Here is an 18,822-nt window from a genome sequence, read left to right as displayed (position 1 = left end):
CGCGCGATGCGCGCTCCTCAGGGTAACGAGACTAGCAGCCAGCCAACTCAAACTAAAACGCCGTCCCCGCCCGCTTCGGCTTCTTCTCGTCGTGCTCGGCCTCGCGCGGCACTGCGACGATACGCAGCGCCGTGATGCGGTTGCGCTCGCGGCGGAGCACGCGGAAGCGGAAGCCGTGGAAGGTGAAGCTCTGGCCGCGATCGGGAATCGAGCGCGCCTCATGGATCACGAGGCCGGCGACCGTAGTCGCCTCCTCGTCCGGCAGGCGCCAGTCCATGGCGCGGTTGAGATCGCGGATCGGCACCGAGCCATCGACCACGACCGAGCCGTCCGGCTGCGCACGGACACCGGCGACGACCACGTCGTGCTCGTCGGAGATGTCGCCGACGATCTCCTCCAGAATATCTTCCAGCGTCACCATGCCTTCGACCTCGCCATACTCGTCGACCACGAGGGCGAAGTGGGTCTTGCGGCGGCGGAACGCCTTCAACTGCTCGGAGACCGGGCGCATCTCCGGCACGAACCACGGCGGCAGCGCGATCGCGGAGGCGTCGATCGCCGACATGTCGCCCTCATTGGCGCGGATTGCGCGCAGCAGATCCTTGGCGTGCAGCACGCCGACGATGTTCTCCGGCTTCTCGCGCCACAGCGGGATGCGGGTGTATTCGCTGGCCAGCACCTCGCGCACCAGTTCCTCGGGCGGCAGGTCGGCGTTAACCATGGTCATCTCGGTGCGGTGGACCATCACGTCGGAGACCTGCAGCTCGCTCAGGTCCAAAAGGCCGCCGAGCATGTCGCGGTCCTGCTTCTCGACCTTGCCCTCGTGATGCAAGAGATCGACCGCGCCGCGCAAACGCTCGGTCGGCGACAGCACCGCCTGATGCGCCCCGACCTTGATACCGAGCAGCTTCATCAGCGCCAGCACGATGGTCTCGATGATGGTGAGCAGCGGCCCCAGCACGAAGATCGTCAGCCGCATCGGCCGCGCGACCAGCAGCGAGATGCGGTCGGGCGCGTTGATCGCGATGGTCTTGGGCAGCACCTCGGCGAACACCACGACCATCACGGTCATGACCGCGGTGGCGTAGAGCACGCCGACATCGCCGAACCAGGCGGTGAACACGCCGGTCGCCAGCGCCGAGGCGCCGATATTGGCGATGTTGTTGCCGAGCAGCAGCGCGCCGATCATGCGCTCGCGCATGTTGATCAGCTTCGAGACGACGCCGGCATCGCTGTTGCCCTGTTTCGACAGCCGCAGCATGCTGGCGCGCGAGGCGCCGGTCAGCGCCGTCTCGCTCGCCGCGAAGAACGCGGAGATGAAGAGACAGACCAGCACGATCGAGAAGGTTAACCAGCCCACTGGCGTGATCCGTGGTTTAGGCCTTCAGCTTGGCTTGCAGGAAGTCGCGCACCAGCTGTGGCTCGACATTGTTGGCGATCACGGCGCGGCCGACCGCCTCCAGCAGGATGAAGGTGAGCTTGCCGCGCTTGACCTTCTTGTCCTGCGCCATCAGCGCCAGCAGCGCGTCGGCGTCGGCGAGACCTTCCTGCGTGAAGCCTGCGATATCCTGCAGCCGCGTCGGCAATCCTACCGCGGACAGATGACGCGCGATGCGGGTGGCATCATCAGACGAAATCATGCCGAGCTGCGCCGAGAATTCAGCCGCAAGCACCATGCCGACCGAGACGCCCTCGCCATGGAACAGGCGGTCGGAGAAGCCGGTCGCCGCTTCCAGCGCATGACCGAAAGTGTGACCGAGATTGAGCAGCGCGCGCTCGCCGGTCTCGCGCTCGTCGCGGGAGACGATCGCGGCCTTGGCACGGCAGGAGGTTGCGATCGCGTGCTCGCGCCCGGCGCCGCCTGTGAAGATGTCTGCGTGATTCTTTTCGAGCCAGGCGAAGAAGGCCTCGTCGCCGAGAATGCCGTATTTCGCGACCTCGGCGTAGCCGGCGCGGAACTGGCGCGGCGACAGCGTGTCGAGCACCGAGGTGTCGGCGATCACCAGCACGGGCTGATGGAACGCGCCGATCAGGTTCTTGCCCTGCGGCGAGTTGATGCCGGTCTTGCCGCCGACGGAGGAATCGACCTGCGCCAGCAGCGAGGTCGGCACCTGCACGAAATCGACGCCGCGGCGCAGGATCGCGGCCGCGAAGCCGGCGAGATCGCCGACCACGCCGCCGCCGAGTGCGATCACCAGATCGTTGCGCTCGATCTTCGCCCCGACCAGCGCTTCGCTGACCTGCGTCAGGGTCGCATAGCTCTTCGAGCCCTCGCCTTCCTCGACGACGATCCGTGAGGTCGGCACGCCTGCGGCTTTGAGCGACGCTTCGGTCGGCTCCAGCCAGTGCTTGGCGACGGTGCGGTCGGTGACGATGGCGGTACGCACGCCGGGCCGCAGCGCCGCGACGCGCTCGCCCAGCGATTGCAGCACGTCGCGGCCGATGACGATGTCATAGGCGCGGTCGCCGAGCGCGACATCGACGGTAACGGAGGCGGAATGTTTCAAGGGCGCAGTCATGAGGTCGCGTTCAATCCATCAGATGGTGGCTCGTCCGCCGGGCGCGCGCCGCACAGATGCGCATGCAGGGCCTCGAGGCATTCGTCGACGATGCGGTCGTGCGGCACGTCGCGCGAGGCGATCGTCAGGTCGGCGTTTTGGTAAACCGGCTCGCGCTCGCTGAGCAGCCGGTTGACGGTCGCCTCGGGGTCGGCGGTATGCAGCAGCGGACGATCGGCGCGGCGGCGGACCCGGCGCATGATGATATCACTGTCGGCCTTGAGCCAGATCGAGATCGCGCGGTCGCGAATCCGGTTGCGGGTCTCCTCGCGCATGAACGCGCCGCCGCCGGTCGCGAGCACGATCGGGCCAGAGTCGAGGATGCGGGCGATCACCCGCGCCTCGCCGTCGCGAAAATAAGGCTCGCCATGGGTCTCGAAGATCTCCGGGATCGTCATCCTCGCCGCCGCCTCGATCTCGGTGTCGGCGTCGGCGAACGGCAGCTTGAGCCGCGCCGCCACCCGCCGTCCGATGGTCGACTTGCCGGCCCCCATCATGCCGACCAGCACGATCGACCGCGTCCCCAGCGCGGCCGCAATGTCGGCCTCCAGGGTCGGGTGGGTGGGCGCCGGGACGGCTGCGTCGGACATCAAAAAGCTCGGATATTGGGACGAATTGTTCAGAATTCGAGCCACCTATACTACCCCCGGCGACACCGTTACCAGCGACTCTTGCAACGGCGCGGGGAACATGTTGGATGATTTCATTGGTTAATTCGCCGCCTGAGTCGCCTCCATGCCCAGCCTGTTCCGCTTCCTGACGGTCGTCGCCGTGATTTTCGGGATCGGCTACGGTATCGTCTTCGCGCTGGCGAATTTCGTGACCCCGAAGCCGCGGGAAATGAGCCTGACCATCCCGCCGGATAAGTTCCTCAAGAAATAGGCGCTATGAGTCTTGGCATGCGCGCTTCCGCCAAGATCACCAAGACCCCCGCACAGGCTCCGGCCAAGACGGCTCAGCCGAAGTCCTCCGACGCCAAGCTGACCGCGTTGTTCCTCGACATGCTCGCCGCGGAACAGGGCGCAGGCCGCAACACGCTCGACGCCTACCGGCGCGACCTCACCGACTTCTCCGACTACCTCGCCCATGCCGACACCGACTTCACAGGCGCCGACACCGAGAGCCTGCGCGGCTACCTTGCCGACCTCGATACCAGGGGCTTCAAGTCGTCGAGCGTGGCGCGGCGGCTGTCGGCGATGCGGCATCTCTACCGCTTCCTGCTCAACGAGCGGGTCCGCGGCGACGATCCAGCCGCGATCCTGTCCGGGCCGAAGCGCGGCCGCGGCCTGCCCAAGGTGCTGTCGATCGCCGATGTCGACCGCATGCTGACCCATGCCAAGGAACTGACCCAGACCGACGTCTCGCCGGCGCAGCGGCTGCGCGCGCTGCGGCTCTATTGCTTGCTCGAGGTGCTCTACGCCACCGGCCTGCGCGTCTCCGAGCTGGTGTCGCTGCCGGTCTCCGCCGCGCGGCGCGATGCGCGGATGATCGTGGTGCGCGGCAAGGGCAACAAGGAGCGGCTGGTGCCGCTGAACGACGCCTCGCGCCACGCGATGGCGGACTACCTCGCGGCGAGCGAGGTGATACAGCCGAAGGCGAAGAAGGCCGCGCCGTCGAAATGGCTGTTTCCGTCCTCCGGCGAAAGCGGTCACCTGACCCGGCAGCATTTTGCCCGCGACCTGAAGGAGCTTGCCGCCGCCTCCGGACTGGCACCGCGACTAGTCTCCCCGCACGTGCTGCGCCACGCCTTCGCCAGCCATCTGCTGCACAATGGCGCGGACCTGCGCATCGTGCAGACCCTGCTCGGCCACACCGACATCTCGACCACCCAGATCTATACCCATGTGGTCGAGGAGCGGCTGAAGAGCCTGGTCCGCGACCTGCATCCGCTGGCCGAGAAATCGTAGGCGTCCGTAGCCCGGACGCAGCGCAAGCGAAATCCGGGGACGCTCCACCCGCGGGTCGACTTGCCCCGGATTGCGCTTCGCTTCATCCGGGCTACATGGACCGGAGACATCGATATCGTCAGCTGATCCGCCTTGACTTCGGCGGCATCTCCGCAGAAACAGCGTCACCTGCCTGCGATCCCGAAGCATGCATTCTGCCCGGATGTGCGTTAACCGATTGAAGTTACAAAACTTCTCTTCTCTACGCCGAAACCGCTTCGCCCCTCGCACCCTTCCTTCCTATATTGAGTTGATGCCCGACCCGATGCGCAGCTATCTCGACTTCGAAAAACCCGTCGCCGAGCTTGAATCCAAGATCGACGAGTTGCGAGCGCTTGCCGCAAGCGGCAGCGACATCGGCGACGAGGTCGCACGGATCGAGGACAAGGCGGCGCAGGCGCTCACCGAGCTCTATGCCAACCTGACGCCGTGGCAGAAGACGCTGGTGGCGCGGCATCCGCAGCGGCCGCACTTCACCGATTTCATTGGCGGCCTGATCACCGAATTCACGCCGATGGCCGGCGATCGCAAATTTGCCAACGACGAGGCCCTGATCGGCGGCTTCGGCCGCTTCCGCGGCGAGAGCATCTGCGTGGTCGGCCAGGAGAAGGGCGCCACCACCGACAGCCGCATCAAGCACAATTTCGGCATGGCGCGCCCCGAGGGCTACCGCAAGGCGGTGCGCCTGATGGAGATGGCCGACCGCTTCGGCATCCCGGTGCTGTCGATCGTCGATTCCGCCGGCGCCTATCCCGGCATCGGCGCCGAGGAGCGCGGCCAGGCCGAGGCGATCGCGCGCTCGACCGACGCCTGCCTCTCGCTCGGCGTGCCCAATGTCGCGATCGTCACCGGCGAAGGCATGTCGGGCGGCGCCATCGCCATCACCACGGCCAACCGCGTGTTGATGATGGAGCACGCGATCTACAGCGTGATCTCGCCGGAGGCGGCATCCTCGATCCTGTGGCGCGACGGCACCAAGGCGCAGGAAGCCGCCAACAGCATGAAGATCACCGCCCAGGACATGCTGCGCTTCGGCGTGATCGACCAGATCCTGAGGGAGCCCTCGGGCGGCGCTCATCGCGACCCCGCCGCGATGATCACGACCACGGGCGATGCCATCGCCCAGGCCCTCAACGACCTACGAAATCTTGATCCGGACGCGATTCGCAAACAGCGGCGCCAAAAGTTCCTCGATATCGGCCGCAAGCTCGGCTGAGGCGCCCAAACCGCCGGATTTTTCGCCCAAATCGCCTGATTTTGCCGTAATTGGGCCCTGAGCAGGGTCTTTAACGTTCCTTGAACCATGCCTGCTACCGTGAGGGCCGTCAGCCCCTGTTCAGGTTGCGAGCTGGGGGTGTCGAAGGCTAATATTTTACACAATGGCTTCAGGGCATATTCGCCGTGTTGGGGTCGCGAATAACGCCCGGTGGGTGTGGAGCTTCGGACTTGACTCATCGCACGCTCGTACGCGCGGTTCTGACTTCGGCGGTGCTCGCCGCGGGTATCTTGCTCGCCGGTTGTGACAGCGACCAGATCTCGCTCGCGCAGAACGCCAAGGCCAACCAGCCGGTCACGCCAAAACTCCTCGCCGCCATGGTCGAGAAGGACATGGATCTGCAGTCGCCGATGCTCGTCCGCCTGTTTAAGCAGGAGGCCGAGCTCGAGGTCTGGAAGCAGGACCGCTCCGGCCGCATGGCGCTGTTGAAGACCTATCCGATCTGCCGCTGGTCGGGCGACCTCGGTCCGAAGGTCCGCGAGGGCGACCGCCAGGCGCCCGAGGGGTTCTATTCGATCAACCCGAGCCAGATGAACCCGCAGTCGGCCTATTACCTGTCGTTCAACACCGGCTATCCCAATGCGTTCGACAAGGCGCTCGGCCGCACCGGCTCGCAGCTGATGGTGCATGGCGACTGCTCGTCGCGCGGCTGCTACGCGATGACCGACGAGCAGATCGCGGAAATCTATTCGCTCGGCCGCGAGTCGTTCTTCGGCGGCCAGAAGGCATTCCAGCTGCAGGCCTATCCGTTCCGGATGACGCCGGTGAACATGGCCAAGCACCGCAACAATCCGAACATGCCTTTCTGGAAGATGATCAAGGAAGGCTATGATCATTTCGAGGTGACGAAGCACGAGCCGAAGGTCGACTTCTGCGAGAAGAAGTACGTGTTCGACGCCGTCAAGGCACCGAACGCTGTGCGCGATCCGGTGTTCGATGCCTCCGCGAAGTGCCCGGCCTATGTGATCCCCGACGAGATCGCCAGCGCCGTGCGCGAGAAGGAGCAGCAGGACGCCGCCGAGACCTCCAAGCTCGTCTCCAAGGGCACGCCGGTGGCGCGCCTCAACACCGGCATCGACGGCGGCATGAACGCGATCTTCGCCTCGAAGATTCCGGAAGGAAACACCGGTCTCTCGGAAGGCGGTGACAGCCAGTCGCTGCAATCGATGTCGCTGGCGCGCGCGCCCGGCACGATCCCCGGCACGGTCAATCCGCCGCGGCCCAATCTGGCGGTCCAGCAGGAACAGTCGGTCGTGGCGACGACGTCGTCGACCACGCCATCGCCCACCACCCGTGTTGCCTCGGCCAACGCGTCCGACAAGTCCGAAGGCTTCTTCTCCAGCTTCGCCCGCAAGGTCGGCATCGGCGGCACCGCTGATGCGACCCCGGCGGCCGCCGCGCCCAAGCCGCCGGCTGCAGCCGCCGCCGCCCCGGCCAAGCCGAAGGTCGCCGAAGCCAAGCCGCAATCGGTGGTTCGCGTCGCACCGAAGGCGGAGCCGAAGCAGGCCGCCAAGCCCGCGCCAAAATCGTCGGTCACCGACACCGCCGCGGCCGCACCGGCCCCCGCAGCCACCGGCACCCAGCTCGCCGGCTCCGCGCCGGTGGTGCAGTCGAACTCGTTCGACACCCGCTTCTCGGCGGTGAAATAGGCGCGCTGCGACTGCGTCGCGGCGCCGGTTGGTACCGATCAACTTTCCAGACAACACAATGTCGTCCCGGCGAAAGCCGGGACCCATAACCACAGGATTGAGTTGGTGAGGAAAGCTGTGGCCCCAGCGTCGCAACAATCACCTTCGGTGGCTATGGGTCCCGGCCTGCGCCGGGACGACACCGAATCTGTTGCGCCACTTGTGGCTCACACATTCGCATTCTCGCGACATGATTTGTCCGAGCTTTGCATTTCGTTTCGCCGCTCTGAAAGCAGAGGGCGCAGGGAAAGCCGGGCGCCGATCGCACCCATGGGCCCCGTGCAAATGTAGAAAGCACGGGGGTAGGACCACAGGTGTAACCGGAAACAACCCGGCTTTCCCTGCGCGATGGGTTACGGCTTACTTCGTGCTCTCCCCGGCGAGACTGGGCTTGTTTGTCACCGCCTTCGCAAAGCGCTGCGCGCTTTACGAGAGGACACCGGCCGCTAGGGCGTCAGGACCACACGACTTCACCGTCCGCGTCATGCGCAATCGGCGTCCACCGCATCTCACCGCAACACCCGTGACGATGCGCAGCGCACCCTCGATCGGGTGAGACGGGCAGACCATACACTGATCTGCATTTCTGATAAAGCGAAGTATTTTTGCTGCGGGGGCTTGCGCCGTCGGGCAACTCAGTGACACGCGCGCGTGAGGGACGCACCGGCGGCAGGGTTCCCTCCCCCCCTTGCGGGGGAGGGTTAGGAAGAGGGGTGCCACACGACGAACTCTCTCCACGCGAGGAAGACACGCAGCCGAAACGGCGCGCGCGAGTCTCACGTCGATCATCTCGCCCGGGGCCACCCTCTCCCCACCCTCTCCCGCAAGGGGAGAGGGAGCCCGGGTAGTGCGCTCACCTCACTGTCATGCCACATAGCAGCAACATCGCCGCCCCTCGCCACCACATTCCTCTTGCCTATCGCGCGTAGGCGATCGTGAATGGCACACGAGGCACAGCCGGGAGGTAGCGATGGATGATCGAGCCGTGCGGGCGGCGCTGCAGCGCCATTGGGAGGCGTCGGACGCGAGCGATTTCGCGCGCGAGCACGAGATCTACCACGAGGATGCGGTGCTCGATTATCCGCAATCGGGCGAGCGGATCCGGGGCCGGCGCAACATTCAGGAGAGCCGCACGGTGCAGCCGAACACAAAGCGCTTCACGATCCAGCGCATGATCGGCGGCGGCGATCTCTGGGTCACCGAGTTCGTGCTGACCTATGACGGCATCCCGTCCTATACGGTGAGCATCATGGAATTCCGCGACGGCCAGGTCGTCCACGAAACGCAGTATTTCGCCGACCGGTTTGAGGCGTCGCCCTCGCGCGCGCACCTTGTCGAGCACGTCGGCGCGACGCCGACGCACTGACGCGTAAGAAGACTTGCGACCGCACCGGCCGGTGACGGCTACATGCCGTGGCTTTCAAAAACCTTCTTGCAGCTTGAGCTCAGGCTGGCCCGCTTCATCTGCAGACAGCTCTGCACGGCGCCGTCATTGCCGAGGTCTTTCCGGCAGAAGCGCTGCGCATCGCGCGAGCACGCATTTTGTTCCGCCTTGGTGCCGGCGTGCTGCGCCAGCGCGACGCCGCTGCTCATCATGGCAACAGCACTAAGAGCTACGATCGAAAGATAACGCATAGATGATCTCCTCCCGCTGCCCAACGGCAGCCGGAGCCGTTCGTTCCTGTGGAACTCGGGATTCTACGGCGCGAGATACCGCAGCAGTTCCGGGTCGTTGCGCACCTCGCCCGCCCCGCCCTGCAGCGCGACGCGGCCGCGGTCCAGCACATAGGCATAATCGGCGACGCGCAGCGCGAGGTCGAGATGCTGCTCGACGATCACGACCGAAATGCTCTTGGCGAGCTCGATCAGCCGCTCGGTGATCTCCTCGATGACGCCGATCCAGACGCCTTCAGTCGGCTCGTCCAGCAACAGCAGTCTTGGATTGCCGAGCATGGCGCGGCCGATCGCCAGCATCTTGCGCTCGCCGCCGGACAGCGTGCCGGCCGGCTGGTCGAGGCGCTGGCCGAGCTTCGGGAAAATCGCCAGCACGCGATCGATCGCGCGCGCAGCGTCCGAATTGGTCAGCGAGCCGACGGCGAGGTTGTCGCGCACCGACAGGCGGGCGAACACCGAATGCTCCTGCGGCACGTAGCCGATGCCGGAGCGCACCCGCTCCTCGGTGCGGCGCCGCGTGATGTCGCGGCCGTCGAAGAACAGTTCGCCTTGCGAGCTCGCGAGCTCGCCGACGATGGTCTTCATCAGCGTGGTCTTGCCGGCGCCGTTGCGGCCGAGCACGGCGACGCCGCCGCGCCATGGAATGCCGATGTTGACATCGAACAGGACCTGGCTGCGGCCATAACCGGCATCGAGATGCCTGATATCGAGGAAGGATTGGTCAGGCACGGCGAAGATAAATCTCCTGGACGCTCTTGTTGGCCTGGATTTCCGCGACGGTGCCGCACGCCAGCACCTTGCCCTGGTCGAGCACGGTGAGGCGGTCGCAGATGTCGCGGATGAAATCGAGGTCGTGTTCGACGATAACGAGCGAGCAATGCTCCTTGATCGGCTGCAACAGCTCGCCGGTGACGCGACGCTCCTCGAGGCTCATGCCGCCGGTCGGCTCATCCAGCAGCAGCAGCCGCGGCTTGCCGGCGAGCGCCATCGCGATCTCCAGCCATTGCTGCTGGCCGTGCGACAGGGCTGCAGCGGCGTCAAGCGCGCGATCGGCGAGGCGGAACTGGGTCAGCATCGTCATCACTTGATCATGCAGGCTCTTGCGGGTGCGCGAGAGCACCAGATCGAGCAGCGAGGACTGCGCCTGCAACGCCAGCAGGATGTTGTCGTACAGCGTCAGCGTCGGCAGCACCGAGGTGATCTGGAATTTCAGGCTCATGCCGGCGCGGGCGCGCTCGGTCGGTGTGAACGCCGTGATGTCGGTGTTGATGAAGGAGACCTTGCCCGTGGTCGGCACCTCGGCGCCGGCGACGCATTTCATCAGCGTGCTCTTGCCCGAGCCGTTCGGGCCGATCAGGCCGTGAAACTCGTTCTCGCCGACGGTCAAGCCTGCGCCGTCCAGCGCGGTGAGCTTGCCGTACACCTTGCTGATGCCTGACGCCTCAAGGAGCATTGCCGGTCTCCTTTGGCGACTTGTTTGGTCCCTTGTTTGGCACCTTGCCGAAACTGCCGACCCGCTCGCGCTCGCCGAGCACGAAGGAGATCAGCCCGAGCGGGCGGAACATGATGACGAGCAGCAGCAGCACGCCGAGGATGATCGGCCAGACGTCGCGGTAATTGTCCGACAGCCAGAAGCTGACGCCCTCGATGATCACGGTGCCGATCACGGCGCCGATCAGCGTGCCGGAGCCACCGAACAAGACATAAAGCACGACCTGGGTCGAGAACACGACGCCCAGCATGTTGGGCCAGACGAACCCCTCGTGGAAGGCATAGAGGCTGCCGGCCAGACCGGCGATGGTGCCGCCGACCGCGAAGATGATCGCCTTCAGGTGCTGCGCCTTGTAGCCGAAAAAGGCGATGCGCTGCTCGTTCTCGCGTAGGCCCGCCAGCGCCAGCCCGAATTGCGAACGGATCAGGAAGCGGCTGAGCAGGTAGACAACGACCAGGATGCCGAGCACCATGTAGTAGTAGACCGGCCCCTCCTCGAACTCGTAGCTGCCGAGTGTGAGCGGCGGGATCGACGGGATGCCGTTCTGGCCGCCGAGATAGTACCAGCCGCGCGCCAGCCGGTCCGCGGCATAGGAGCCGGTCAGGGTGCCGAGCGAAACGAAGATCACGCTCGAGGGATATCGCCCGAGCAGGAGGAAGCCGCCGAGCAGCAGCGACGCGGTGAGCCCGATCAGCGCGCCCGCCGGCAGGATCAGCAGGATCGACGTGACATTGAGGTCGCGCGCCATCAGCGCCACGCCGTAGCCGGCCGCACCAAAGAACAGCGCCTGGCCGAAGCTCATGATGCCGGCGTAACCCCACACCAGGTCGAACGACAGCGCGAACAGCGCGAGGATCACCACGCGGGTGGCGAACACCGTGAGATAATCCTGAAGCACCCACGGCAGGACCAGTGCGATCAAAAGCACGAGCCCTTCCACGATCGGCAGGACTTTCCATCCTGCCGATGCCTGTCCCGGCGGCGCGCTTGCGGCCGGTGCACCCTCACCCGTCACGACATCTGGCTCCTCGCCGAGGCGTGCGACGGCCTGCTTTGCTCCACTCATCGATCGCTCAGCATTCCTTGGGATCAACGAGACCGTTGCTGCGCGCCACGATCTCATAGTTCCCACCTTTGGCAACAGCCGTGTACATTTTCATCTTGCAGTGACGCTTGCCGGGAACCATCTCGGCGGGGCCGCCGGGCCCTTCGGCGATCTTGGCGTGGTCGAGGGCGGCCGCAACCGAGTCGCGGTCGACCTTGCCGGCTTCCTTGACCGCCGCTTCCCACAGCTTGAGGCCGCGATAGGTTCCGGTCGCGGCGCTGCCGGCGGCGAACAGGATGTTGCCGGGAAACTCCTTATCATAGGCCGCCTGGAGCTTGGCGTTGAACGGATCGTCCTTGGTCAGCACCTTGAAATAGTCGAGGCAGCTCGCCAGCCCCTCGATCTCGTTGGCCTGATTGATGTTGAGCGTGTTCTCGTCATAGTAGACGCAGGCGAGCCGCCCGCCATTCTTCAGGAAGCCGGCTTCATAGAGCTGCTTGAAGAACGGACCGACGCCTGGCGGGATCACGGTGTTGAAGACGACGTCGACCTTGTTGGAGACGATGCGGTTGACGGTCGACGAGAAGTCGACCTGGTCGAGCGGGTAGTATTCCTCGAACACGACCTCGCCGCCGTTCTGTTCGATCACCTTGCGGGCGTAGACGTTGAGCGTATGCGGCCAGACGTAGTTGGCGCTCGGCAGCGCGAACTTCTTGCCGCCGTTCTTGATCAGCCAGGGAATGAACTCGTCGCATTGCTGCGCCGGCGTCGGCCCGGTGCAGAACAGATAGGGCGTGCACTCCTTGCCCTCGTAGAGCTGCGGATAGATGTAGAGCGTCTTGCCGCGCGCCACGATCGGGTCCTTGATCGCGTTGCGCATCGACGAGGTGATGCCGCCCAGCACCATGTCGACCTTGTCGCGCTGGATCAGCTTGCGGACATTGCCGACCGCGACCGATTCGTTCGAGGCGGTGTCCTCGATATAGAGCTCGAGCGGCCGGCCGAGCAGGCCGCCGCCGGCGTTGATCTCCTTGATCACCATCTTGGCGACGTTGGCGTCGGCGTTGCCGGCATAGGCGATCGGGCCAGTGAGGTCGGTCGCGATGCCGACCTTGATCGGGCCGTCGGCGGCGTTGGCCCAGTCGGGCCTGACCACCCAGCTGCCGACCCCGGTCGCGAGCGCGCCGGTCGCGAAGGCAAAGTTGCTCATGAAGCGGCGGCGGGTGAGATTGGTGCGGTCGATGGACATCTGTCTAAACCCCTTTTCCAGCAATGAGGCCCTGCGGCCGGAATTTGATGAAGGCAATCGCGAGCACGAAGACGAGGACGTCGGCGACGACCGGCGACATCACCCATGGCAGCGCCGCGCTGAGCGTGCCGATCAGACCGGCGCCGGCGACCGGACCGATGAAGGAGCCGACCCCGCCGACCATCACGGCGACGAAACCCTGGATCAGGAATCGTATGCCGAGATCGGCAAAGAGGCTGAACACCGGCACGATCAGCGCGCCGGCAAGCCCGGCCAGCGCCGCGCCGAACGCGAAGGTCGCGCCGTAGATCAAGGGCGTCGAGATGCCCGAGGCGCGCGCCAGCGCCGGGTTCTCCAGCGTGGCGCGGACCCGCAGCCCGAAAGAGGTGCGCGCCAGCAGCAGATAGCAGCCGCCCATCACCAGCAGCGTGATCACAATGATGGTGAAGCGCCAGGCCGAGATGTGGATCGAGCCGAGGTCGATCGAACCGCCGATCGGCTCCGGCACCGTGAGATAGAAGCCGCCGATCAGGCCGCGCACGCTTTCGCGGATGATCAGGCCGAGCGCATAGGTGCCAAGCATCGCCACGATCGGCGCCGCGTAGAACCGCCGGATGATCAGCGCCTCCAGCACGAAGCCGAGCGCGCCAACCACGAAGGGCGCGGCGATCATGCCGGCCCAGACCGGCGCCCCGTGGGCGTAGGCCAGATAGGTCACATAGGCTCCGAGCAGGACGAATTCGCCCTGCGCGAAGTTGAAGATGCCCATCATGCTGGCGATGATGCCGAGCCCGAGCACGACCAGGACGATGATCGCGCCGAAGCTGATGATCTCGAACGCCGCGGCGAAGCTAGTGGCCATGGCGTCCGATCCGTACCCTGTGCGTCTGCGACAAGCGGCGCCTCACATCTTCTTCCAGTCGCCGGCCTGCTCGAAGGCGTGCGCGGCGCGGTAGATGGTCTGCTCCTCGAACATCCGGCCGACCAGCATCAGGCCGACCGGCAGCCCGTCGACCATGCCGCAGGGCAGCGAAATCGCCGGGTGATGGGTGATGTCGAACGGCGCGGTGTTGGAGATCATCTCGAGCGCGCGGGCGACATATTCCTCGCGGCTGGCATTGGCCTCGGGCAACTTCGTCGCCTTCATCGGCGTGGTCGGCATCAGCAAGAGATCGTAGTCCTTGAACGCCTTGTCGTAGGCCGCGGCCAGCCGGCGGGAGATGTTGAGCGCCTTGCCGTAGAAGCGCGGACCGAAATTGTTGTTGATGTAGGTGCCGAGCATCATGAACAGCTTCGTGGTCTCGGACAGGGAATCAGCCTGGCGGCGCCAGCCGCGATGGAAATCCATCAGCGAGGTCGAATAGAGGTCGGAGCGGCTGAGGCCGTAGCCGTCGCCGAACATCATGGTCTGGGTCAGGCCTTCGGTGCCGATCGGGGTCCAGATCGCGCCGCCGGCCATGTGCATCGGGATCGACACGGTCTCGACCGACGCGCCGAGATCCTTGAAGCGCTTGGCGGCCTCGCGGACGCTTTCGTTGACCGCGGCCTCGGCGGTCGGCTGCTCAAAGCCTTCCTTGAGGATGCCGATCTTCATGCCCTTGACACCCTTGCCGAGCGCCTTGGTGTAGTCCTCGACCTTCGGTGCCTTGATGCGCGGGTCGTAGCCGTCGTCGCCGGCGATCACTTCCAGCAGCAGCGCATTGTCTTCCACCGTCGCGGTCATCGGGCCGGTGTGGTCGACGTAGATCTCGATCGGCATGATGCCGGTATAGGGCACGAGGCCCCAGGTCGGCTTCATGCCGTAGGTGCCGCAGAACGAGGACGGCATGCGGATCGAGCCGCCCTGGTCGCCGCCGATCGCCATGTCGACCTCGCCGAGCGCGACCACGACGCCGGAACCCGACGACGAGCCGCCGGCCGAATAGCCCATCTTGTGCGGATTGTGCACCGGCCCGTAGGAACCGGTGTGGCTGCCGCCGGACAGGCAGAAATGTTCGCAGTGCACCTTGCCGGCGATCTCGGCGCCGGCGTCGAGCATGCGCGTGACGATGGTGGCGTCGAAATCGGGCATATAGCCTTCCAGCGTCGACGAACCGTTGGTCATCGGCACGCCGGCCAGCATGATATTGTCCTTCAGCGCCACCGTCTTGCCCTTGAGCTTGCCGGAACTCGCGCCCTTCACGGTCGACTTGCGGTACCAGGCGTTGCGCGGGTTTTCCTCCGGGCTCGGGCGATAGCCCGGCGTGCGCGGATATTTCACCACCGGCAGTTCGTCCGGCATCGCGGCCACGACGTTGTAGGCGTCGATCGAGCCCTGCATCAGGCCGCGGAACGAGGCCACATCCTCATCGGTCAGGGACAGGCCGCACTGCTCGGCGACGGCACGAAGTTGCGTTGGCGTGGGAAGGACGACGGTCACGGCGCTCTCCTGAAGCTTTTGATCTTTGGAATTGATCCAAGGGCAGCAGCGTCGCGTTGGCACGCGCGAACCGCTCACCCCGTCGCTGTATTCAAAACGGAAATATTTTCCTTTTCAAGTATTATTTCACAAACCCCCCTCTCCCGCTTGCGGGGGAGGGCCGGGGTGGGGGTGCCGCCACGAGTCGTATCGTGGAGAGAGCCCCCACCCGGAATGCATCTTCGATGCAATCCGACCTCCCCCGCAAGCGCGAGAGGTAAGAAAGGTCAAATCGCCCGGACCACCCTGAAGTCGAGGCCGTCGGCTTCGGCAAGATACATCGGCATCCTGGCATGGCCACTGCGAACCGTCACGGGCCCGCGCGGGCCGCGATAGACGAGGTTGTCAGCTGCCGCGAGCAGCGGCCGCATCTCCAGCGTGCCGGCGCGGCTGGCGGCCGCCTCGAGCAGGCAGAATCCTTCATAGGCGGACTCGCTGCACGATCCGACCGGCGGCGCGAACGGACCGAACATCGCGCGATAACGGTCCCTGAATTCGTCGCCGGCCTGCGAGCCGGCGCCGGGGAAATAGCCGGAGGCGCAGAACAGGTTCTCGGTCTTGTCGGCGCCGATGCCGAGCAGCGCCGTTTCGTCGAAACAGGTCGCAAAGCGCAACGTGGTGGCGGCGAGCCCGGCATCGGCGAAGGCGCGGTTGAAGGTCACGCTGTCGGTGCCGATCAGCGAGATCAGCACCACATCGGGCTTCGCCGCACGGATGCGCGCCAGATGCGCCTCGTGATTGTCCTCGCCGACCGGGACGAACTCCTCGCCGACAACCTCGCCTCCGGTCTCCTTGATGTAGCGCTTGACCGCGCGATGCGACTGCCACGGCCAGACATAGTCGCTGCCGATCAGGTACCAGCGCGAGGCACGCTTCGCCTCGGCCAGCCAGTGGATCGACGGCCGGCTCTGCCAGCGCGGCGTCTCGCCGATCGCGATGACGCCCGGCGTCCGCTCGCCGCCCTCGTAGACCGGCGTGTAGATGTAGGGGATTCGGCTGCGGGTGATCAGGTCACGCAGCGCGACGCGCACCGCGCTGGTGTGCAAGCCCATGATGAGATCGACTTCGTCGGACGCAATCGCCTGCTCGGCGCGGTCGAGCACGTCGTCGAGCGGCCCACCGGCGTCGTAGACCGAGAACTCGATCTCGCGGCCGAGGATGCCGCCGCGCCGGTTGATGTCGGCGACCGCAAGCTGCGCGATCGAGGTGGCGGCTGGACCCCACATCCCGGGCGAGCCGGTGCAACAGACGAAGCCGCCGATCCGCAGCCGGTTGCGCGCACCGCGCGGACCGAAACCACCGCGATCCATCGGCGAAAATACCCGATCGGACGCCGACGCCAGGTTCCTGAACAGCAGGGATGGCGGGAACGGGAGGCGGCCATAGGCCATGACACTGGGCGTTGAATGCACACCTGCTCCTGTCTGGCACCGGCCCGCCGCGGCGAGCGCGGCATCGCCCTCACCGGCGACGGTACCATTCTAGATCGTCTTGATCACATTGAAGTCGAGACCGTCGGCTTCGGCAAGATAGATCGGCATTTCGGCGCGGCCGTCGCGAATGGTCACCGTGCCGCGCGCGCCGCTGTAGACGAGGTTGCGCCCGGCGGCGAGCAAGGGCCCCAGCGACAGCGAGCGGGCGCGGCTGGCCGCCGCCTCGAGGAAGCGCATGCCCTCGTAATTGGACTGCCCGACCGAGCCGATCGGCGGCGCGTGCGCCCCGAACATCGCACGGTAGCTGGTCCGGAAGTCGTCATTGGCGCGCGAATCGACGCAGCCGAAATAGCCGGAGGCGCAGAACAGGTTCTCGGTCGCGTCGGGGCCGATGCCGAGCATCACGGTCTCGTCCATCGCGCCCGCATAGCGCAGCGTCGTGGCGGCAAGCCCGGCGTCGGCAAAGGCGCGGTTGAAGGTGATGCTGTCGGTCCCGATCAGGGTGATCAGCACGACGTCGGGCCTCGCGGCGCGGATCCGCGCCAGATGCGGCTCGTGATTGTCCTCGCCGAGCGGGACGAATTCCTCGCCGACCACCTGGCCGCCGGCTTCCTTGATGTAGCGCTTCACCGCGCGATGCGACTGCCAGGGCCAGACATAGTCGCTGCCGATCAGGTACCAGCGCTGCGCATTCTTGACCTCGGTGAGCCAGTGGATCGCCGGCCGGCTCTCCGCGCGCGGCGTCTCGCCGATCGCCATCACGCCGTGCGTCCGCTCGCCGCCCTCATAGACCGGCGTGTAGACATAGGGGATGCGGCCGCGTGTGACCTTGCGCAGCGCGAGGCGGACCGCGCTGATATGCGAGCCCATGATGACGTCGATCTCGTCGAAGGCGATCGCCCGCTCGGCGCGGCGCACCACGTCCTCGATCGGACCGCCGGCGTCGTACATCGACAATTCGACCTCGCGGCCGCCGATGCCGCCGCGCTTGTTGATCTCGGCGATCGCCAGCATGACGCTGTTGGCCGAGATCGGGCCCCAGATTCCGGGCGCGCCCGAGAAGGTGATGAAATTGCCGATTCTAAGCTTGCCGTCGGTGCCGCGCCGGCGCGAGGAGCCCGGCCGGACGGTCAAAGCAAGATCGGCCGCGCTGGATGACGGGCTTCGAAACAGGTGCGGCGGCGCGACGGGCATGCCGCCATACGCCTGGAAAGAGACCGTCGAGAGCACGCCAACTCCTGTCTGGGAAGCAGTACGCAACGCAGCCAGCGGGCGGTCGCGGCATCCGCCCCTTGGTTGGGGGAATATCCTAGGGGAAAATATTGAATATTCAACAATTGAAGTGCATATAGAAACGGCATGCGTTGCCGGACATTCATTCACCGGGTCAGGAACCAGGTCTCACGCCGTGGCTAAACCGCCGAAAGAAAATTCCCCGATCACCGAACATCTCGCCTACCTGCTGGCGCAGGCCAACCGGGAGATCAACCGGCAGTTGGAGACGCGGCTCGCCAAGGAAGGCGTGCCGGTCGAGCAGTGGCGCATCCTTAAAGTTCTGTCCGACGGCAACGGCCACTCGATGGGCGAGCTTGCCGACGCGGTGCTGCTCAACCATCCGACGCTGACCAAGATGATCGACCGCATGGTGTCGGACGCCCTGGTCTATCGCGTCCAGGATCCCAAGGATCGCCGCAAGGTCCTGATGTTCGTCTCCGACCGCGGCAAGGCGCTGTGCCGGCGGCTGAACTCGCTCGCGGTGAGCCAGGAAGAGCACATCGTCGAGAGCTATGGCGACAAGTCGACCACCGAGCTCAAGCGCCTGCTGGAAAGCCTGATCGGCAGCGCCAACTGACGCCGCGCCAGGCTCGACGCGCCGACTTGGCGTGGCGCTCTCGAACCTTCAAAAAAGACCGGCTGCAAATGTCGGGACGCGGCGATTTGCTGCGTCCTTTGGGCGCGCCCGCGGCGCGGCCTTCGCGCCCGAGCGTTGAGGTCCACCCGAT

Annotated in this window: 18 protein-coding genes; 6 read left to right on the top strand and 12 right to left on the bottom strand. The window is 65.6% G+C overall.

Translation table 11 applies throughout. The features are described from left to right. Positions 1-52: 52 nt before the first annotated feature. From K359_RS0112130 to K359_RS0112120, 3 genes are read right to left on the bottom strand one after another with little or no spacing between them, the layout of a single operon-like run. Positions 53-1,360, bottom strand: coding sequence for an HlyC/CorC family transporter (locus K359_RS0112130; RefSeq protein WP_029079590.1), 1,308 nt, complete (start codon positions 1,358-1,360; stop codon positions 53-55). Between the two features lie 16 nt (positions 1,361-1,376). Beyond that, a complete protein-coding gene (aroB, locus tag K359_RS0112125) occupies positions 1,377-2,519 on the bottom strand; it encodes a 3-dehydroquinate synthase (protein WP_029079589.1) in 1,143 nt (380 codons plus the stop codon). Beyond that, a complete protein-coding gene (locus tag K359_RS0112120) occupies positions 2,516-3,148 on the bottom strand; it encodes a shikimate kinase (protein WP_029079588.1) in 633 nt (210 codons plus the stop codon). Before K359_RS0112120 ends, aroB begins: the two co-directional genes overlap by 4 nt. Positions 3,149-3,293: 145 nt before the next feature. On the opposite strand from K359_RS0112120, the gene K359_RS51745 reads away from it, so the two are divergent. The 5 genes from K359_RS51745 to K359_RS0112095 all read left to right on the top strand — a co-directional run bounded on the left by K359_RS51745 (position 3,294) and on the right by K359_RS0112095 (position 8,834). Then, the gene (locus K359_RS51745; protein ID WP_035976483.1) at positions 3,294-3,440 is read left to right on the top strand and encodes a hypothetical protein; all 147 of its coding nucleotides are present in this window, start codon (positions 3,294-3,296) and stop codon (positions 3,438-3,440) included. Between the two features lie 17 nt (positions 3,441-3,457). Next, positions 3,458-4,465 (top strand): site-specific tyrosine recombinase XerD, encoded by a 1,008-nt coding sequence (xerD, locus tag K359_RS0112110; protein ID WP_051346102.1) that lies wholly within the window; start codon positions 3,458-3,460, stop codon positions 4,463-4,465. Between the two features lie 292 nt (positions 4,466-4,757). Then, positions 4,758-5,720, top strand: a complete 963-nt coding sequence (locus K359_RS0112105) for an acetyl-CoA carboxylase carboxyltransferase subunit alpha (protein WP_029079586.1) — start codon at positions 4,758-4,760, stop codon at positions 5,718-5,720. Positions 5,721-5,950: 230 nt separating this feature from the next. After that, positions 5,951-7,429, top strand: coding sequence for a murein L,D-transpeptidase family protein (locus K359_RS0112100; protein ID WP_029079585.1), 1,479 nt, complete (start codon positions 5,951-5,953; stop codon positions 7,427-7,429). Positions 7,430-8,438: 1,009 nt separating this feature from the next. Continuing rightward, the gene (locus K359_RS0112095) at positions 8,439-8,834 is read left to right on the top strand and encodes a nuclear transport factor 2 family protein (RefSeq protein WP_029079584.1); all 396 of its coding nucleotides are present in this window, start codon (positions 8,439-8,441) and stop codon (positions 8,832-8,834) included. Positions 8,835-8,872: 38 nt separating this feature from the next. Here the strand turns inward: K359_RS0112095 and K359_RS0112090 are convergent, their stop codons facing one another. The 9 genes from K359_RS0112090 to K359_RS0112050 all read right to left on the bottom strand — a co-directional run bounded on the left by K359_RS0112090 (position 8,873) and on the right by K359_RS0112050 (position 18,049). Next, positions 8,873-9,103, bottom strand: a complete 231-nt coding sequence (locus K359_RS0112090) for a hypothetical protein (RefSeq protein WP_029079583.1) — start codon at positions 9,101-9,103, stop codon at positions 8,873-8,875. 63 nt (positions 9,104-9,166) lie between these two features. Then, complete coding sequence (locus tag K359_RS0112085; RefSeq protein WP_029079582.1) at positions 9,167-9,871, bottom strand: ABC transporter ATP-binding protein; 705 nt, start codon at positions 9,869-9,871, stop codon at positions 9,167-9,169. Then, the gene (locus tag K359_RS0112080; protein WP_029079581.1) at positions 9,864-10,595 is read right to left on the bottom strand and encodes an ABC transporter ATP-binding protein; all 732 of its coding nucleotides are present in this window, start codon (positions 10,593-10,595) and stop codon (positions 9,864-9,866) included. The genes K359_RS0112085 and K359_RS0112080 overlap by 8 nt, the downstream gene beginning before the upstream one ends. Further along, on the bottom strand, positions 10,585-11,700 hold the full coding sequence (locus tag K359_RS0112075; RefSeq protein ID WP_035976482.1) for a branched-chain amino acid ABC transporter permease: 1,116 nt from the start codon (positions 11,698-11,700) through the stop codon (positions 10,585-10,587). The genes K359_RS0112080 and K359_RS0112075 overlap by 11 nt, the downstream gene beginning before the upstream one ends. Positions 11,701-11,707: 7 nt before the next feature. After that, a complete protein-coding gene (locus K359_RS0112070; RefSeq protein ID WP_029079579.1) occupies positions 11,708-12,928 on the bottom strand; it encodes a substrate-binding protein in 1,221 nt (406 codons plus the stop codon). A 4-nt stretch (positions 12,929-12,932) separates the two neighbouring features. Next, positions 12,933-13,790 carry a branched-chain amino acid ABC transporter permease gene (locus K359_RS0112065; RefSeq protein WP_029079578.1) on the bottom strand — a complete coding sequence of 286 codons (858 nt, stop codon included), beginning with the start codon at positions 13,788-13,790 and terminating at the stop codon, positions 12,933-12,935. Positions 13,791-13,832: 42 nt separating this feature from the next. Further along, complete coding sequence (locus tag K359_RS0112060; RefSeq protein ID WP_029079577.1) at positions 13,833-15,347, bottom strand: amidase; 1,515 nt, start codon at positions 15,345-15,347, stop codon at positions 13,833-13,835. Between the two features lie 266 nt (positions 15,348-15,613). Next, positions 15,614-16,777, bottom strand: a complete 1,164-nt coding sequence (locus K359_RS0112055; RefSeq protein ID WP_156928465.1) for a substrate-binding domain-containing protein — start codon at positions 16,775-16,777, stop codon at positions 15,614-15,616. 90 nt (positions 16,778-16,867) lie between these two features. Continuing rightward, complete coding sequence (locus K359_RS0112050) at positions 16,868-18,049, bottom strand: substrate-binding domain-containing protein (RefSeq protein WP_029079575.1); 1,182 nt, start codon at positions 18,047-18,049, stop codon at positions 16,868-16,870. Between the two features lie 178 nt (positions 18,050-18,227). Between K359_RS0112050 and K359_RS0112045 the strand changes: the two genes are divergently transcribed. Then, positions 18,228-18,671 carry a MarR family winged helix-turn-helix transcriptional regulator gene (locus K359_RS0112045; RefSeq protein WP_016847408.1) on the top strand — a complete coding sequence of 148 codons (444 nt, stop codon included), beginning with the start codon at positions 18,228-18,230 and terminating at the stop codon, positions 18,669-18,671. Positions 18,672-18,822: the final 151 nt, after the last annotated feature.

This window comes from Bradyrhizobium sp. th-b2 (assembly GCF_000426785.1).
Taxonomy (GTDB): Bacteria; Pseudomonadota; Alphaproteobacteria; order Rhizobiales; family Xanthobacteraceae; genus Bradyrhizobium; species Bradyrhizobium septentrionale.
Note: the sequence above shows the minus strand (reverse complement) of the source record. Positions and strands in the feature narration are given on the sequence as shown.

Excerpts from the sequence above, each read along its gene's own strand:
- aroB (WP_029079589.1), bottom strand. The coding sequence starts at position 2,519 with ATGACTGCGCCCTTGAAACATTCCGCCTCCGTTACCGTCGATGTCGCG.
- K359_RS0112120 (WP_029079588.1), bottom strand. The coding sequence starts at position 3,148 with ATGTCCGACGCAGCCGTCCCGGCGCCCACCCACCCGACCCTGGAGGCC.
- K359_RS51745 (WP_035976483.1), top strand. The coding sequence starts at position 3,294 with ATGCCCAGCCTGTTCCGCTTCCTGACGGTCGTCGCCGTGATTTTCGGG.
- xerD (WP_051346102.1), top strand. The coding sequence starts at position 3,458 with ATGCGCGCTTCCGCCAAGATCACCAAGACCCCCGCACAGGCTCCGGCC.
- K359_RS0112105 (WP_029079586.1), top strand. The coding sequence starts at position 4,758 with ATGCCCGACCCGATGCGCAGCTATCTCGACTTCGAAAAACCCGTCGCC.
- K359_RS0112095 (WP_029079584.1), top strand. The coding sequence starts at position 8,439 with ATGGATGATCGAGCCGTGCGGGCGGCGCTGCAGCGCCATTGGGAGGCG.
- K359_RS0112090 (WP_029079583.1), bottom strand. The coding sequence starts at position 9,103 with ATGCGTTATCTTTCGATCGTAGCTCTTAGTGCTGTTGCCATGATGAGC.
- K359_RS0112080 (WP_029079581.1), bottom strand. The coding sequence starts at position 10,595 with ATGCTCCTTGAGGCGTCAGGCATCAGCAAGGTGTACGGCAAGCTCACC.
- K359_RS0112075 (WP_035976482.1), bottom strand. The coding sequence starts at position 11,700 with ATGAGTGGAGCAAAGCAGGCCGTCGCACGCCTCGGCGAGGAGCCAGAT.
- K359_RS0112070 (WP_029079579.1), bottom strand. The coding sequence starts at position 12,928 with ATGTCCATCGACCGCACCAATCTCACCCGCCGCCGCTTCATGAGCAAC.
- K359_RS0112065 (WP_029079578.1), bottom strand. The coding sequence starts at position 13,790 with ATGGCCACTAGCTTCGCCGCGGCGTTCGAGATCATCAGCTTCGGCGCG.
- K359_RS0112055 (WP_156928465.1), bottom strand. The coding sequence starts at position 16,777 with ATGGCCTATGGCCGCCTCCCGTTCCCGCCATCCCTGCTGTTCAGGAAC.